The 16,783-nt window shown below is 36.1% G+C and carries 15 protein-coding genes; 8 read left to right on the plus strand and 7 right to left on the minus strand.

Going from position 1 to position 16,783, the window contains the following annotated elements; all coding sequences use genetic code 11:
• Positions 1-132 precede the first annotated feature (132 nt).
• The 5 genes from KRODI_RS00615 (at position 133) to KRODI_RS00640 (ending at position 4,981) form a co-directional block, all read left to right on the plus strand.
• Positions 133-747, plus strand: a complete 615-nt coding sequence (locus KRODI_RS00615) for a hypothetical protein (RefSeq protein ID WP_013749622.1) — start codon at positions 133-135, stop codon at positions 745-747.
• A gap of 580 nt (positions 748-1,327) precedes the next feature.
• Positions 1,328-2,173 (plus strand): lysozyme inhibitor LprI family protein, encoded by an 846-nt coding sequence (locus KRODI_RS15320; protein WP_083811811.1) that lies wholly within the window; start codon positions 1,328-1,330, stop codon positions 2,171-2,173.
• Positions 2,174-3,359: 1,186 nt separating this feature from the next.
• Entirely contained in the window at positions 3,360-3,503 is a 144-nt protein-coding gene (locus KRODI_RS15550) for a hypothetical protein (RefSeq protein WP_013749625.1), read from the plus strand.
• 59 nt (positions 3,504-3,562) lie between these two features.
• The gene (locus KRODI_RS15555) at positions 3,563-3,727 is read left to right on the plus strand and encodes a hypothetical protein (RefSeq protein ID WP_158306994.1); all 165 of its coding nucleotides are present in this window, start codon (positions 3,563-3,565) and stop codon (positions 3,725-3,727) included.
• Positions 3,728-3,874: 147 nt separating this feature from the next.
• Positions 3,875-4,981 carry a two-component regulator propeller domain-containing protein gene (locus tag KRODI_RS00640; protein ID WP_013749627.1) on the plus strand — a complete coding sequence of 369 codons (1,107 nt, stop codon included), beginning with the start codon at positions 3,875-3,877 and terminating at the stop codon, positions 4,979-4,981.
• A gap of 69 nt (positions 4,982-5,050) precedes the next feature.
• On the opposite strand, the gene KRODI_RS00645 is transcribed toward KRODI_RS00640, so the two are convergent.
• Positions 5,051-8,476 carry a methylmalonyl-CoA mutase family protein gene (locus KRODI_RS00645; RefSeq protein ID WP_013749628.1) on the minus strand — a complete coding sequence of 1,142 codons (3,426 nt, stop codon included), beginning with the start codon at positions 8,474-8,476 and terminating at the stop codon, positions 5,051-5,053.
• Positions 8,477-8,620: 144 nt separating this feature from the next.
• Here KRODI_RS00645 and purU point away from each other — a divergent pair, with 144 nt between their 5' ends.
• From purU to KRODI_RS15505, 3 genes are all read left to right on the plus strand, one after another.
• Positions 8,621-9,475, plus strand: a complete 855-nt coding sequence (gene purU / locus KRODI_RS00650) for a formyltetrahydrofolate deformylase (RefSeq protein WP_013749629.1) — start codon at positions 8,621-8,623, stop codon at positions 9,473-9,475.
• 79 nt (positions 9,476-9,554) lie between these two features.
• Positions 9,555-10,265: a DUF4197 domain-containing protein gene (locus tag KRODI_RS00655; RefSeq protein WP_013749630.1), complete on the plus strand. Its 711-nt coding sequence runs from the start codon at positions 9,555-9,557 to the stop codon at positions 10,263-10,265.
• 120 nt (positions 10,266-10,385) lie between these two features.
• Positions 10,386-10,553: a Lacal_2735 family protein gene (locus tag KRODI_RS15505; RefSeq protein ID WP_013749631.1), complete on the plus strand. Its 168-nt coding sequence runs from the start codon at positions 10,386-10,388 to the stop codon at positions 10,551-10,553.
• On the opposite strand, the gene KRODI_RS00660 is transcribed toward KRODI_RS15505, so the two are convergent.
• The 6 genes from KRODI_RS00660 to KRODI_RS00685 all read right to left on the minus strand — a co-directional run bounded on the left by KRODI_RS00660 (position 10,533) and on the right by KRODI_RS00685 (position 16,466).
• Positions 10,533-11,330 (minus strand): ABC transporter substrate-binding protein, encoded by a 798-nt coding sequence (locus KRODI_RS00660; RefSeq protein ID WP_013749632.1) that lies wholly within the window; start codon positions 11,328-11,330, stop codon positions 10,533-10,535. The two genes, KRODI_RS15505 and KRODI_RS00660, sit on opposite strands and share 21 nt — an antisense overlap.
• Position 11,331: 1 nt before the next feature.
• A complete protein-coding gene (gene pyrF, locus KRODI_RS00665; protein ID WP_013749633.1) occupies positions 11,332-12,153 on the minus strand; it encodes an orotidine-5'-phosphate decarboxylase in 822 nt (273 codons plus the stop codon).
• A 42-nt stretch (positions 12,154-12,195) separates the two neighbouring features.
• Entirely contained in the window at positions 12,196-13,275 is a 1,080-nt protein-coding gene (prfA, locus tag KRODI_RS00670; RefSeq protein ID WP_013749634.1) for a peptide chain release factor 1, read from the minus strand.
• 105 nt (positions 13,276-13,380) lie between these two features.
• Positions 13,381-13,791 carry a hypothetical protein gene (locus tag KRODI_RS15510; RefSeq protein WP_144783472.1) on the minus strand — a complete coding sequence of 137 codons (411 nt, stop codon included), beginning with the start codon at positions 13,789-13,791 and terminating at the stop codon, positions 13,381-13,383.
• 501 nt (positions 13,792-14,292) lie between these two features.
• Positions 14,293-15,018 (minus strand): hypothetical protein, encoded by a 726-nt coding sequence (locus KRODI_RS00680; RefSeq protein ID WP_013749636.1) that lies wholly within the window; start codon positions 15,016-15,018, stop codon positions 14,293-14,295.
• Positions 15,019-15,284: 266 nt separating this feature from the next.
• Positions 15,285-16,466, minus strand: coding sequence for an AIR synthase related protein (locus tag KRODI_RS00685; RefSeq protein WP_013749637.1), 1,182 nt, complete (start codon positions 16,464-16,466; stop codon positions 15,285-15,287).
• Positions 16,467-16,783 lie beyond the last annotated feature (317 nt).

Genomic DNA, 16,783 nt, shown 5'->3' on the forward strand with positions numbered 1-16,783 from the left:
TATAAACTTGCGACTACCAATTAGCTACAATAACTTAAATAACGTGTTTAAGTTATTGTTGATAAAACATCTTTAAGAAAACAAAATACTTGTGTATTCTTAATTATTTTTATAAAAAAATTATAAGAAGCTATGAGACAGTTGACTAATAAGTTGTATACATTATTAATTTTAATAAGTTGTTTTTCTTCCATTTCCTGCAATAGTACTCCTGATAAAGAAATTAAGGAACCAGTTTTATTAAATGCCGATAATGAAAAAGTAATGGGTGCTGATAAAACCAAAATTTACAATTTTAATGAAGGTTGTGTAGAGACCTTTAAAAAAATAGATTTCTCATCCTTATGTTTTACTGATGAACACACTCCACCATATAGCACTGGAGACATGTCATTTATGAAAAATAGATGTCAATATACGCTAGCAGATGGACAGATTAAATTAGGGATAGTTTTTAAAGACTATTCAACTACCAAACCAGAAGAGGTAAATGATAGACTTAACTCTGAAAGAAAAGCATATATGATGACCGAAAAATTGATGTACAAGAATATTCAAATAATTGAAGATTTTAAGTATTCTGCGGTCATAAGTGAGAATAGCTTAGCCGACTCTAATGTGAAGAAATTGACTATATTTTTTAATAATATTGTAATCTTTATTGAAGCAGATAAAAATAATTGCGCAGCTACTAATGATTCCTTATTAAAGACAGGGCAAATAGTCCTAGAATCCGTTATTGAATAAAGTCATTGTATTGTAGAAAAGATAAAAATGAAATAAAGGGCTTGGTAACTCAGTTAAAAGAATATCTAGGTGGCATGGATATGGAAGAAATTAGTGAGTGGGGAGTTCAAATTCATCTAGATAGCGAAAGACATAATATCAGCATAAGACCACAAGACCCTCATGCAAGTCGCTCGTTAAAATACTCTACGTAGGAATAAAAAATCGCTCAATAGAGAACTGAGTTTAAAAACAAGCCTCTTTCGCCTAAGCTCAGCACAAACTTTAAGCTAATTTTAATCTATAGTTTTCATCGCAGGGTGATCCTGATTTTATGATCGTAAAGAATTGTTTTAAGAGCTTATTTGCCAGTATAATAGGGACTATTTTTATCTTCACTCATACTCAATATGCTTTCGCGAAAGCGTACTTCTTTCAATCAACTTTAAAACCGCTACGCGCAACGCGCAACTTCAAATTTCATTGTATACTTAGATCAAACCAACAAGACTATAAATCAAAGCAAATCAGTAATCCCGATAGCTATCGGGAGCTGTACTCGCTTTATGCAGTGGGCTGTTGGCAACAAGCGGAAAAACGAATGAAAAATATATTAGCAATTTTAATTCTGACTTTGACTTTTAATTGTTTTTCGCAAACTCAAGCGGAAATGAATAAAAACGCAAATAAGGAATACAGAAAAGCTGACAAAGAACTTAACATTGTTTACCAAAAAATCTTGAGTGAATATCAATTAGACTCATTTTTTATCGACCGACTTAAAAAAACACAGCGAATTTGGAATTCTTACCGTGACGCTGAATTGGAAATGAAATTCCCTGCTGATAATAAGCAAGCCGAATATGGAAGTGTCTATCCAATGTGTGTTTCTTTGTTTTTAAAGGAACTGACTGTAGAGCGAACTGAAAAATTACGAGTTTGGTTAAATGGAATTGAAGAAGGCAACATGTGGTCAGGTTCTGTAAAAACAAAAAAAGAATTAGACTTCGAATATGTCGCAACGAAAAAATTTGTTGAGCTTAAACTTCCTGATTCATTAGAAGTAATTCCAAATAAAAGTCTTATTGCGGACTTTAATGGTGACTTAAAACCAGATGTAGCAACACTCGTAAAAAACAAACGAAACTCAAAAATCGGTGTACTCATAGTGAATCATTCCAACGATAAAATGTTTGTTTTTGGAGCGGGAAAAGAAGTTGATAATATGACTGACTTGGTCTGGATTGAAATATTCAAAATGATCCCAAAGGGTGAAATTGTTTCACCTACTTTAGTCGACGAGGTGACTGGAGATATAATCGGACAAGACGAAAGCAAAAATTTTGAACTTATTGGAAACGGAATTTACATGAGCGTTGAGGAATCTCACAGAGGCGGAATTTTATTTTGGTCCGGAAAAGAATATAATTGGTATCATATGGAATAAAAAGCCAGTTGCCAACTATGCATATATTTTATTGCTAAGTTCTAGCTTGTTTACAAAAGTACTCGCGGACTTTCTATTCGTTTTTTATTTACTTACTTAGTCACTTGATCACGCAACTTTCCATATACATAAACGTTGACGGCTGATTTCCAAAGGACCTATTTTTCATATTAAGATAAGCCACGTCCAACGCAGTAGTATACTCGTAAATTCCCGCAATAGTTCGTTTCTCACTCGTCGAATGCAATTCTGAACTCCTTATGCGCGGCGCACAACTCCGAAATTCATTGTATATTTAGATCAAAAAAATAAGACTGCAACCTAAAGCAGATCAGCAATCCCGATAGCTATCGGGAGCCGCACTCGCTTTTGGCAGTGGTCTGTCAACCATAATTATGAAGAGAACATTGATATTTTTTTTACTAATCTCGAATTATTGTAATTCACAGAACTTCGTAAAAATTGGTGATAGTATTTTGTCCGAGGTTGATTTTCAATCTCATTATAAAACGATAAAACAATACTACTTTCCAAAAGAAACAGAACTCAATTATTTTGAAGAAGTCACCAAGAATGACTCACTTATTAAAAATGCCCACATTTCGGTGTACATGAATAAATCAGAGCACTCTCGAGGATTTTTTTATTTATTGAACAAACCATTTCCTGATTTTAAACTTAAAGACTCGAATAATATAACGTATACTAATTCATCGGTGATTGATAAATCCACACTAGTTTGTATACTAAGTTCCAGATCAATTCCTAGCATGAAAAGAATCAAAGCGTTGAATTCATTATACTTCAACAATAAATTTAATGTCATCGGCTTCATTAAAGACGAGAGAATAAAACAATCACAATTAAGGAAAATCAAATTTCCATTATTATTGAATTCTTCTCAATGGTTGGATGATAATTTTAAGAATTATTATACACCAACGTTTTTGATTTTGGATGATTGTGGTTTTGTCACCTATTTATTTCCGGGCTACCCTCACAAGAATACAAAATACATCCCGGTAGATGAAATGCATAAGACTGTGTTTGATGCTTTGATCAAATAACTACAGCCAACAAAAAACTATGTTATTCAATTTCTAGTTGTTTACAATATGTTTTAGTTACAAAATCAAAAAACACAATAGCCATTTTCGCGAAAGCGATTTTTGAAATATACACGAATATGAAAATTGCAATCACAGTTCTTTTAATGGTTTCTATAGGTTGCAAAAATGAGGCTACCACTCCAAAGCCTACGGCCTCGCTGGAAGAACTACAGACGCAGCAGTATATAGAGAGCAGTGTTTCTGCTTTACGTCGTGACTAATAATACAGCATTTAATAAAAAATAATATGATAAAAAAAGCTTTTGAATACTTGTTAATAATGTTGATTATAACAGTAGTGATAGGTTGCTCGAGTGATGACAATTGTCCTGACCAATTGACAATTAACATCGATGATCCAGAAAGTATAGAAAGAGCTGAAGAGTGTGGTCTAAGCCCAGCAGAGCCTTTAGGTGAATCACTTTGGATTTATAAAATCCAATAAGCCAAAAATTGATTAAAGCCATAGATAATATGCTCATTGTGTGTGAGACTTTTGAGACTATCCGGACAAAAGACAATTAGTAATCATCTCACTTACTAATTGACTTGAATAGTTTACTTTTAAGTATCCACACTTAAAATTATCACTATGACCTTCGGCAGAATTACTTTGATTGTATTTTCTATAGTGCTACTGCTTAGCATTTCTTGTAAAGAAGCGATACAAACTCCTGTTATAGAAGAAGCTCCTCATTTCGCCTTGAGCGATACTACCTCAGCTACTAAAACAACAATGGGGCCTACTGTCATTGATTTGGCTCCTCCTCCATTAAGCCAATTCATACGAAGAATTTTTCAAGATTCGCAAGGAACGATGTGGATGGGAACTAATGGAGATGGCGTGATACGATATAATGGAACGAGCGTAGACTACTTTTCAATAGACGAAGGTTTTAATGGTGAAGCGGTGCGCGCGATTCTGGAAGATAGAAATGGCAAGATCTGGTTTGGGACCAATCGAGGAATTACATCGCTTGACTTGACCACATCTACAACAACAGGAAAACCTTCTTTTACAAACTACACAGAAGCGCAAGGACTCAAAGAAAGTAATGTATGGAGTATGTTGCTGGATACTAAAGGAACGTTGTGGATAGGAGCTTTAAATGGCGTTAATAGCTTTGATGGAACTACTTTTAAACCTTTCCCTCTTCCAGAAACGGTGGTAGATAATTTAAGAGGTGTCTCAAGTACTAAAATCGTGCATAGTATCATGGAAGATAACAAAGGGCGTTTATGGTTTGCTTCAAACGCTGGTGCTTTTATTTGGGATGGGACTTCTCTAGATTCCTTATCTACAAAAGATGGACTTGCGGGAAATAATGTAAATGATATGCTAGAAGATCGCTCAGGAAATATCTGGTTTGCAACACACCATAATGGCGTGAGCCGTTATGACGGAACTTCGTTTACAAATTTCACTACAGATGGTGTGATTACAGGAGAAGAGATCTGGTCGCTCTTTGAAGACTCCAAAGGGAACATTTGGTTTCCCGCCGAAAATGCTGGCGTTTACAAATACGATAGTAATAGCTTTACAAACTATAATGAGAAGGATGGCTTACAAAGCAATGCTATCCAGACTATTTATGAGGATACTGTTGGCACCATTTGGTTAGGAGGATACCTTGGCCTATCAAGATTAAAAGATAATCGCTTTATACATGTCACCGAGAGCGGACCTTGGAAGGATTAATCTTGAAAAAAATCAATAAAAAAGGCGACCCTCTGGGTCGCCTTTTTTTAATAACTAAATCTAGTTGTATTACATATTACGTCTGTACTGTCCTCCTACTTCAAAGAGCGCACTTGTAATTTGCCCTAGTGAGCAAACTTTAGTCGCTTCCATGAGTTCTTCAAAAATGTTGCGGTTATTAATCGCTGCATCTTGTATCGTCTCAAGTTGTGCTTCTATCTTATCTGCTTTCTCCTTATGAAGATGGTTAAGCATATCGATTTGATATTGCTTCTCCTCTTCGGTAGCTCTAATAACCTCTGCTGGGCGTACGGTAGGACTTCCTTTTGAACTCAAGAACGTATTTACTCCTATTATTGGGAACTCACCGTTATGCTTAAGCGTTTCATAATACAAGCTTTCTTCTTGTATTTTAGAACGTTGGTACATCGTCTCCATGGCTCCTAAAACTCCTCCACGCTCTGTGATTCTGTCAAATTCTAGTAAGACTGCTTCTTCTACAAGCTCAGTAAGCTCTTCTATAATAAATGATCCCTGTATTGGGTTTTCATTTTTAGTAAGTCCTAGCTCTTTATTGATAATAAGCTGTATTGCCATCGCGCGACGTACACTCTCTTCTGTAGGCGTTGTAATCGCCTCATCATATGCATTTGTATGTAACGAGTTACAGTTATCATAAATCGCATACAACGCTTGCAGTGTAGTACGGATGTCGTTAAAGTCAATCTCTTGTGCGTGTAAGCTACGCCCAGATGTCTGGATGTGATACTTAAGCATTTGTGCACGAGGATTTGCTTTATATTTCTCCTTCATTGCCTTTGCCCAAATTTTACGAGCAACACGACCTATGACCGCATATTCTGGATCGATTCCGTTTGAGAAAAAGAACGATAAGTTAGGACCAAATTTATTGATATCCATCCCACGGCTTAGGTAGTACTCTACATACGTAAATCCGTTAGACAATGTAAGTGCTAGTTGTGTGATAGGGTTTGCTCCTGCCTCTGCGATGTGATATCCAGAGATAGACACACTATAGAAGTTACGCACCTTTTGCTCGATAAAGTACTCTTGTACATCTCCCATTAAGCGCAGTGCAAACTCTGTAGAGAAGATACACGTATTTTGTGCCTGATCTTCTTTAAGAATATCTGCTTGTACCGTACCACGCACTTGTGTGAGTGTCTCTACTTTTATGCGGCTGTACACATCTGCTGGTAATACTTGATCACCAGTTACTCCCAGCAGCATTAAACCTAGACCATCATTTCCTTCTGGAAGATCTCCTTGGTATGCTGGGCGTGTTTTGCCTTTATAGATAGCTGCAATCTTTGCTTCTACCTCTGCTTCTAGTTCGTTTTCTTTAATGTACTTCTCACAATTTTGATCTATAGCGGCATTCATAAAGAAACCAAGTAACATAGGTGCTGGCCCGTTTATGGTCATACTTACCGATGTCAGTGCATGACTTAAGTCGAAACCAGAATAGAGCTTCTTTGCATCATCAAGACAGCAAATACTTACTCCTGCATTTCCTATTTTTCCATAGATATCTGGACGCATTCCTGGATCATTACCATACAAAGTCACAGAGTCAAAAGCCGTACTCAAACGCTTAGCTGGTAATCCAGCACTCACGTAGTGAAAACGTCTGTTAGTACGCTCTGGCCCTCCTTCTCCTGCAAACATACGTGTAGGATCTTCTCCTGTACGTTTAAAAGGGTAAAGTCCTGCTGTGTATGGGAATTCTCCTGGTACGTTTTCTTGTAAACACCAGATTAAGATATCACCCCAAGCTTGGTACTTAGGCAATGCTATCTTAGGAATTTCTGTATGTGATAGCGATGCACTGTGCGTAGGGATTTTAATTTCCTTATCTCTTACCTTAAAGGTATACACAGGTGCTTTATATCTATTTACTTTCTCATCCCATCCAGTGATAACTTCCCAGTTATACGGATCAAGATCCATTTTTACTCGGTCAAATTGTGCGAGGAGTAATTTTATAAGGTCTTTATCTTCTTCTGTGTTTTCAGTAGTGAAATCGGCTAACTGTACTCCTGCTTTGTCTAGTGCTGGAGCTGTACCGGCAATAGTTTCTATGGTTTTATAGATTCCGTAGAGACGTTGTGCTGTTTCTTGTTGCGCTTTCGCGAAAGCGTCATATGCACGGTTGCTCTCTGCGATCTCACTTAGGTAGCGCGTACGAGATGGAGGAATCACAAAGATTTTCTCACTCATCTCTTGGCTTATCTCAAACGTACTCTCAAGGTCTGACTCGTTAACTGCGTTTACTTTCTCCATGATGCGCTTATAGAGCGTGTTCATCCCAGGATCATTAAACTGGCTCGCGATGGTTCCAAAAACTGGCAAATCATCTTGATGTACATCCCACAAGTTATTATTGCGCATGTACTGCTTCTTTACATCACGTAGTGCGTCTAGTGATCCACGCTTATCAAACTTGTTGATTGCTACTAGATCTGCAAAGTCAAGCATATCAATTTTCTCCAGCTGTGTTGCTGCACCAAATTCTGGTGTCATCACATATAAAGAAACATCACTGTGTTCTATAATCTCTGTATCAGACTGTCCTATTCCTGAAGTCTCAAGAATGATTAAGTCATACTCGGCTGCTTTTAATACCTCAATAGCCTCTCCTACATACTTAGAAAGTGCAAGATTACTCTGGCGAGTTGCTAGTGAGCGCATATAAACACGGTCACTATTAATCGCATTCATACGGATACGATCTCCTAGTAGAGCTCCTCCAGTTTTACGCTTAGAAGGATCTACAGAAATTAATCCTATTTGCTTCTCTGGGAAGTCAATTAGAAATCTACGTACTAGTTCGTCTACAAGAGATGACTTTCCTGCACCTCCTGTACCTGTAATACCAAGTACGGGTGTAAGCGAGTTTTCATTCTTTTTATGAATTGCGTCAAGCGTACCCTTTGCAACCTCTGGAAAGTTTTCGGCAGCAGATATTACTCTAGCGATTGCGGTAGGCACTTTTTCGCGTAAGCTATCTACAGTTACATCAAGCTTATCTCCTATGGCATAGTCAGATTGTTTTACAAGGTCATTAATCATCCCTTGTAATCCCATGGCACGACCATCATCTGGAGCGTAGATACGAGTAATCCCATAATCCATGAGTTCTTGTATCTCTTCTGGCAAGATCACACCACCTCCACCACCGAAGATTTTAATATGTGATGCTCCCTTCTCTTTAAGAAGGTCATACATATATTTGAAATATTCATTGTGACCACCTTGATAAGAGGTTATCGCAATTGCATTTGCATCTTCTTGTATTGCGGTATTCACCACTTCTTCTACCGAGCGATCGTGACCCAAATGGATCACCTCAACGCCTGTGCTCTGAATGATACGACGCATAATATTTATAGCGGCATCATGACCATCAAAGAGTGCAGCTGCAGTAACTATTCTAACTTTATATTTTGGTGTGTAAGGAGTAGCTTGTTCCATCTGTAATTATTGGTGTGTTTGATGATGTAAATTTACGTAATAATCAGTAAAAACGACGCTTGAATATGAATAACACAAAAAGGTTTGTTTATACGTGAATTGCGTTAGAATAATTGCAATTTAGGGGTGTTAAAAACCTAGTTTATGGCACATCTTACATTACTTATACATTGCAAAGATCAAAAGGGAATCATCGCTTCTGTGACTAATTTTATACTTGATCATGGCGGAAACACCACCTACATAGATCAACATGTAGATGCGCAAGAGAATGTGTTTTTCATGCGACTAGAGTGCTTTTTTGAACAAGCAGATTTTAATGTGGAGCTTTTTACAAAAACTTTCGCTCAAGACATAGGAAATCCATTTGAGATGCAATGGCAGTTATATCCTGCCACACAAAAATTGCAAATGGCAATTTTTGTATCTAAATATGATCACTGCCTCTATGATATTCTGGGTCGTTATAACGCTGGAGAACTCCAAGTACACATCCCGTTTATTGTGAGCAATCACAAGGATCTGGCTCATATTGCAGCAAATTTTGGTATCCCATTTTACCATATTCCAGTCACAAAAGATACGAAGGCACTCGCAGAGCAACGCCAGTTAGACTTACTGCGAGAATTTAAGGTTGATTTTATCGTTCTTGCTCGCTATATGCAGATTGTGACGCCTACCATTATAAGTGAATACACACATCGCATTATAAACATACACCACTCCTTTTTACCTGCCTTTGTAGGCGCAAAGCCTTATCATGCGGCCTTTGCTCGTGGTGTGAAAATTATAGGAACCACAAGTCACTATGTTACTGAAGAACTCGATGCGGGCCCTATTATTGAGCAAGACACCATACGTGTAACCCACAGCCATACGATTCCAGATCTTATTGCAAAAGGTAAAGACCTGGAGAAGATTGTACTCTCAAGAGCTATAAAATTACACGCACAGCACAAGTGTTTTGTTTACGATAATAAGACGGTGATTTTCACTTAACATATGAATAAGCTGAGTTACGCTTTCGCGAAAGCGCAATTAAAAACTATCTTTACCACACATTAAAACCCATAGTATCATGAAAAAGATTATCGCTGTATTTGCTTTGTTTTCACTAATCTCTTGTGCCGAATTGCAAGGCGTAATAGATAGTTTACCTACAGAAACTGGAACTTCTGGAATTAGCAACCAAATGATAGGGAACGGTCTCAAGCAAGCGTTAGACTTTGGAATTGATAAACAGGTAACAAAACTTACGTCTACAGATGGGTTTTATAAAAACGAATTAGTAAAAATCTTACTTCCAGAAGAGTTACAAAAAGTAGATAAAACACTAAGAGCAATAGGCTTAGGAAGCCTTGCAGATGAAGGCATCAAAGCCCTTAACCGCGCTGCCGAAGATGCAGTAAGTGAGGCTACTCCAATCTTTGTAGATGCAGTAAAGCAAATTACATTTAATGATGTGCGCAACATCTTATTAGGATCTGACAATGCTGCGACTTCATACTTAGAAGGAAAAACACAAACAGTACTTTATGGGAAATTTAATCCTGTGATAAAAAATAGTTTTACAAAAGTAGGTGCAGATCAAATATGGACTAACCTGATTACAAAGTATAACGAGTTACCACTTACTAATGATGTAAACCCTGACCTTACAGATTATGTAACGCAACAAGCACTTGAAGGGGTTTATAAAATGATTGCGGTGGAGGAAAAGGAAATCCGTACTAAAACACAAAGTAGAACTACAGATCTTTTACAACGTGTATTTGCACTTCAAGATTAACAAGATTATTCTTACATTAATTGCTTGATTTTTATATAGTTATAGTGATTTAGATTGATTTTTTTTTAATACATTTAAGTAGAGAAAATAAGTTTAACCCCAAATCAACCTAATTGTAATATGAATTCTCAATATAAACACCAGCGCATCAAGACTTACATGGAGCGCAAGCATAAAAAACTTGTAGAAGAGGCATACAATTTAAAGTACACAGATCATGAGCAAAGTGATGTGCTTACCTTTGAAGCACTGCAACTAGATTCAAAATTAAAGTTCTTGCAATTCTAGTTGAGCTCGTAAATTTCTAAAGTATGAGTATGCTGCTAAAAGCCTACTGCCATACCAAGAGAAATACTCACCGTCTACTAATACCACTCTAGCAGTGGTATTTTTTTTGAATAATGCGATGTGTTCTTCCTTAAATGGAAAAGGCTCTGATGATAAGAAGATGTAATCAAGATTTGCTAACTGTTCTGCTTGGACCTCTGGGTATCTACCTTCTAAAGATGTAAAAGTATTTTTAAAGCCAGCCTCTTCTAATAGTGTATTTATAAAAGTATCTGCACCAGCAACCATCATTGGTTCTTTCCAGATAAAGTAACCTACACTACCTTGACTTGATGTCTTTAGTTCCTTTAAAAATTGATTACGCTCTTCTGTAATAGCAGTAACTAGCTGCTGAGCTTGTGTCTCTTTTTTGAAAATTAATCCGTATTGTAGTATGAGATCTAGAGACTCTTGTACGCTTATAATATCTGATGTGTGTACCGGAGCAATAGCTCGCAAACTTTCTACAATCTCTTTTGTGTTTTCTTCTTTATTGCAGAGAATAATATCTGGCTGTAGCGCGGTTATTTTTGCAATATCTACTTGCTTTGTACCTCCTACAACTTCTTTATCACCACGCAGATGAGAAGGATGAACACAAAATTTTGTCACACCCATGATATGCTCTTCTAACCCTAGGTGAACGAGAAGTTCTGTCTGACTAGGTACTAAAGAAACAATGCGCAGTGGTGTATGATCAAACTCAAGACGAGTGCCTATTTGATCTATAACGTTCATATTAGATATATTCTAAAATAAGCTCTCTCATTTCTTCTTGCATCTGCTGTGCAACATTGCGCGCGGCGATGGCAAAGTCTTCTCCTTGAGAATTATAAATAATACCTCGAGAAGAATTAACAAGAAGTCCTATATCCTTAGTCATTCCGTATTTACAAACTTCACGTAAACTACCTCCCTGTGCTCCTACTCCCGGCACAAGTAAGAATGCCTCAGGAATGATTGCTCGTATATCTGTAAGATACTCAGCTTTTGTAGCACCTACTACATACATAAGTTGCTCACTATTTGTATATGACTTAGATGTTTCAAGTACGTGTTTATACACTTCTTTACCGTCAATTTCCTTGGTTTGAAAATCAAAGGCTCCTTTATTTGAAGTAAGTGCTAGTAATATGGTGTGCTTATCTTTAAACTCAAGAAATGGCTCTACAGAGTCTTTACCCATGTATGGAGCAACCGTTACAGAGTCAAAGTTTAAATCCTCAAAAAATGCCTTAGCATATCGAGTAGATGTATTCCCTATATCTCCGCGTTTTGCATCTGCAATAGTGAATTGCTCTGGATACTTTTCGTTGATATAGTTAATGGTTTTCTCTAGTGCTTGCCATCCTTTGATACCATAAGCTTCATAAAAAGCAGTATTAGGTTTATAGCCCACACATAAATCGTGAGTAGCATCTATAATCGCTTTGTTAAAAGCAAAAATGGGATCTTCCTCCTTCAATAAATTCGCAGGAATCTTATCAAGATCTGTATCTAGACCAACTATTAAAAAAGATTGCTTCTTTTTAATTTGGGTAATTAAATCAGCTGTTTTCATTGTCGTTTATTTCAGATCTAGATAATAATCAGCTTTATTATATTATAGTTCGCCTTCGGTAAATTTGAGTTTCTCTGTATTCTCAACAAGTCTTAACTCTTCAAGAATTTTTTGAATATCACCATTTACGATATTTTGTAAATCATATAATGTTAATCCAATACGGTGATCCGTTACACGTCCTTGAGGGTAATTATATGTACGAATTTTTGCACTACGGTCACCACTACTTACTTGAGAGTTACGTTTTGCGGCATCTTCTTCTTGTTTTTTGGCAAGTTCCATATCATATAAACGCGAGCGTAGTACTTTAAAAGCCTTCTCCTTGTTTTTATGTTGAGATTTTTGATCTTGACACTGTGCTACAAGTCCTGTAGGGATGTGTGTTAATCGTACTGCAGAGTATGTTGTGTTTACAGACTGTCCACCTGGTCCAGAAGAACAGAAAAAATCTACACGCACATCTTTAGGCTCTATTTGAACATCAAACTCCTCTGCTTCTGGAAGTACCATTACTGTTGCAGCACTAGTATGCACACGACCTTGAGTTTCTGTTTGCGGTACTCGCTGTACACGGTGCACTCCAGCTTCAAACTTCATAGTACCGTATACATCTTGGCCTGTAATTTCAAATTGGATTTCTTTAAAACCTCCAGAAGTACCTTCAGAATAATCTACCGTACTGTGTTTCCATCCTGGCACAGAATCTACATACTTAGTATACATTCTGTACAAGTCTCCAGCAAAAATACTTGCTTCATCACCACCAGTTCCAGCGCGTATTTCTACAACGACATTCTTTGCATCTTCTGGATCTTTAGGAATAAGCATCATTCTGATTTTTTCCTCTAGTTCAGGAATACCAGTTTTTGCCTCTTCGTATTGCATTTTGGCCATTTCAACCATTTCTGCATCACTACCGTCAGCTATGATTTCTTCGGCCTCTTTAAGATTTTCACTAAGTTCTATGTATACCTCGCGCACTTCCATGAGCGCCTTGAGATCGCTATATTCCTTATTGAGCTGGACATAGCGCTTTTGATCTGTTATAATATCTGGTTGTATGATGAGATCACTTATCTCATCAAAACGTTGCTTTACGATCTGTAATTTTTCTAACATCTACTTTCTATAATAAGTAGCGAATTTACGATAATTTAAACAAGGAATGAAAGGTAAATGGAGGTCTATATACGCTTTCGCGAAAGCAAAAAAACCAATTAGCTGTTAATAGAATTCGGTGAGTTCATTATTTTCTTCCTCATTATTCCTAGTATTTAATACCGTATAGACAAAAAAAGCTAACCCTAAAGTAGCGCAAATAAAATCAATATAATAGAAGAAATAAATATCGAGATAGTAACCAAGAAGAGACGACACGTCTGAGAAGATAAAACAAAATACAAAAAATACAAAGGCCAAAGATCTATCACTATTTACTACTTGGTTATACAACACTGCTATTGCGCCAAGTAAACTTATTATAACTCCAAAAAGAAAGATGAGACCAGACTGGAAAGTTCCTTGGTAGCTATCCTTAACTAAGCCTATCAATTCATTAAGAATAAGTATGTTGAGAATTATAAAAATGAGAGTACATATAATTGCTGCTCTATCTTTTAAAAATGTAGTGAACATATCTAATCGCTTAACGATAATAAGACTGTACGTCAAGCAACCAAGGAGGATATATGATATTTGCCCAAAGCTTTTATAATAATAAAAAACTGAAAGCTCCCGTAATGCTAGCATTACAAAAATTGATACAACAATGGCTCTAGTTTTGGGTGTCTTAATTATATAAAAAACTAGAAAAAACAGCACGGTAAAAAGCGGAATATACCTTAGAATGTAAATCTTATAACCTAAATAAATTGAAAGGATGTTCAAGACTATTAATCCTATCGTTATTAATGGTAAACTTTTACCTGTTTCACGTAATGAAAATTGCATTAGTTCGTTGTTGGTTGGGGGAAAACTTAAATCTTTTCACTTTTCTAAAAATATGTAAAATAAAGTCGTAAATGATACAAAAAAGTGAATTTAACAAGTAATATCAATTCATAATTACCTAATATTAAGGTACTTATATCTATCATTTAGATAATTATTAACCTTTTTATTATTTAAAAAAAAGCATTAAGACAGCATATCATACTGCTCCGCTTCTTCTAGCTGACTACTGGTTTCAATAACGGTATAAGAAAATAGACCTAAACCTATAGCATAAGCGACACAATCTACATAAAAAAGCATCTCATAACCAAAATAATAAGCAAATAATGAAGTGACATCACTAGTGAGGAAGCTTATCATAAATAAAATATAAGCTAGTGATCTATTGCTATTATATACTTGATTATAAATAATAGCCGTTGCTCCAAAAATAATCATAAATACGCCGTACACATAAAAGAGATATGGTTCAAATGGTCCTTGAAAGCCAAGACTAACTAATTTGGTTATCTCATTGAGAGCAAACGTATTTAAAACAATAAATATAAAAGTAAAAATTAAAGCGCTTCTATCCCTACTAATTACCTTAAGTATATCTCCTCGCTCTAGACAGATAGTTGCGTAAGCGACGACACCCAATATAAGATATAATTTATGTCCTAAACTAGTCTCATAATACAAAACCGCTATATCTCTTGAAAGTAATCCAAATAGAATTAGAATTACTATAAGACTCTTTTGTGAAGCTTGAAAAAGATAATATGAAATATAAATCCCTATCGTGAGTAAACGCACCATCCTCATAATTTGCATATCTGAGGTGATAACGGCGATTATATTAATCAAAATTACAAATCCAATGATTAATGGTAATCTTCTACATTTTATCGCTGATGTAATTTTCTCCATATGGATAGCTATTTGACTAATTAGGGGTAGTTAAATAATCATTTGACTTGGGATAGAAAATATACGAAAAAACGATAGCCATTGGATTTCTTGAATCATAAAAAAAACTTAAAAGAAAAAGCTAACTTTCCTAAAAGCAAATTATTACCGTATGTGAAACAAAACTTAATACTCATTTCACGTGCATAAAAAAAGATCTGTAAAGAATACAGACCTTTTGTTTAATAATAACATCCCCTCTTTTAAAAGGTGCTTTATAAAGTATATTAATAAGAAAAAGTTCCTTTCTCACTTTTTATAGTAAGTCTCTTTCCACTTTGAGAAGCTTCTACACTACCTACTATTTGTGCATCAACATTATAAGATGTTGAGATCTTTATAAGCTCTTGAGCTACCTCTTGTGGGCAGTAGATCTCCATACGATGTCCCATATTAAACACTTGGTACATCTCCTTCCAGTCTGTACCACTCTCTTCTTGTATAAGTTTAAAAAGTGGCGGAGTTTCAAATAGATTATCCTTGATAATATGTAAGTCCTCTACAAAATGTAAAATCTTTGTTTGAGCACCACCACTACAGTGCACCATACCATGTATACTGTCTGAGTTATATTTGGACAAAATATCTTTAATTATAGGCGCATAGGTTCTCGTAGGAGAAAGCACAAGCTTGCCAGCGTCTAGAGGACTACCCGTTACTGCATCTGTAAGCTTTTTTGAACCGCTATACACTAGATCTTCTGGTACTGCTGCGTCAAAACTCTCTGGATATTTTTGTGCAAGGTACTTATCAAACACATCGTGACGTGCAGAAGTTAGTCCGTTACTTCCCATACCTCCATTATATTCTTTTTCGTAAGTCGCTTGACCGCTCGATGAAAGACCTACAATAACATCTCCAGGACGTATGTTTGCATTATCAATAACATCGCTGCGCTTCATACGTGCCGTAACAGTAGAGTCTACTATGATTGTGCGCACAAGATCACCTACATCTGCTGTTTCTCCACCTGTAGAGTGAATGGTAACACCGTAAGATTTTAACTCCGCCAAAAGTTCTTCAGATCCATTAATAATGGCCGAAATAACTTCACCTGGAATTACATTCTTATTACGCCCTATTGTTGATGATAGCATGATATGGTCTGTTGCACCCACACATAATAGATCATCTATATTCATGATAAGAGCATCTTGAGCGATGCCTTTCCATACAGAGATATCACCAGTTTCTTTCCAGTACATGTATGCAAGAGCAGATTTTGTTCCTGCCCCATCTGCATGCATTACAAGACAATAATCCTCGTCTCCCGTAAGTGCGTCTGGTACAATCTTACAAAATGCTTTAGGAAACAATCCCTTGTCTACATTTTTAATGGCATTGTGCACATCTTCCTTACCTGCAGAGACTCCGCGTTGTGCGTATCGTTTAGAAATTTCTTGGCTCATCTATAAATTTTACATCGCAAAAATAGGGATTATATAATGGGCTTTAAAATTGATTTACAAACAGTTTGACCAAGTTTCTAAAATATTTATTTCTATTTTATATTTTATAATTACGCTTTCGCGAAAGCGTGATAAAAATCATTAAAAATCAGTCGTTTCTTACAAACATTTTACTTCAAACCCTCTTTAATCCAGTTATTTACACCTTAATCTAATTGAATTTTTTCTTAGCTTTTTTATAAGTATTTTAGATACTTATTGACCATTTTATTTAACTAACACCTTTGCCTTTGGAGACTACACGCTTTTTCCGAAAG

The sequence above is a fragment of the Dokdonia sp. 4H-3-7-5 genome (genome assembly GCF_000212355.1).
Lineage (GTDB): Bacteria > Bacteroidota > Bacteroidia > Flavobacteriales > Flavobacteriaceae > Dokdonia.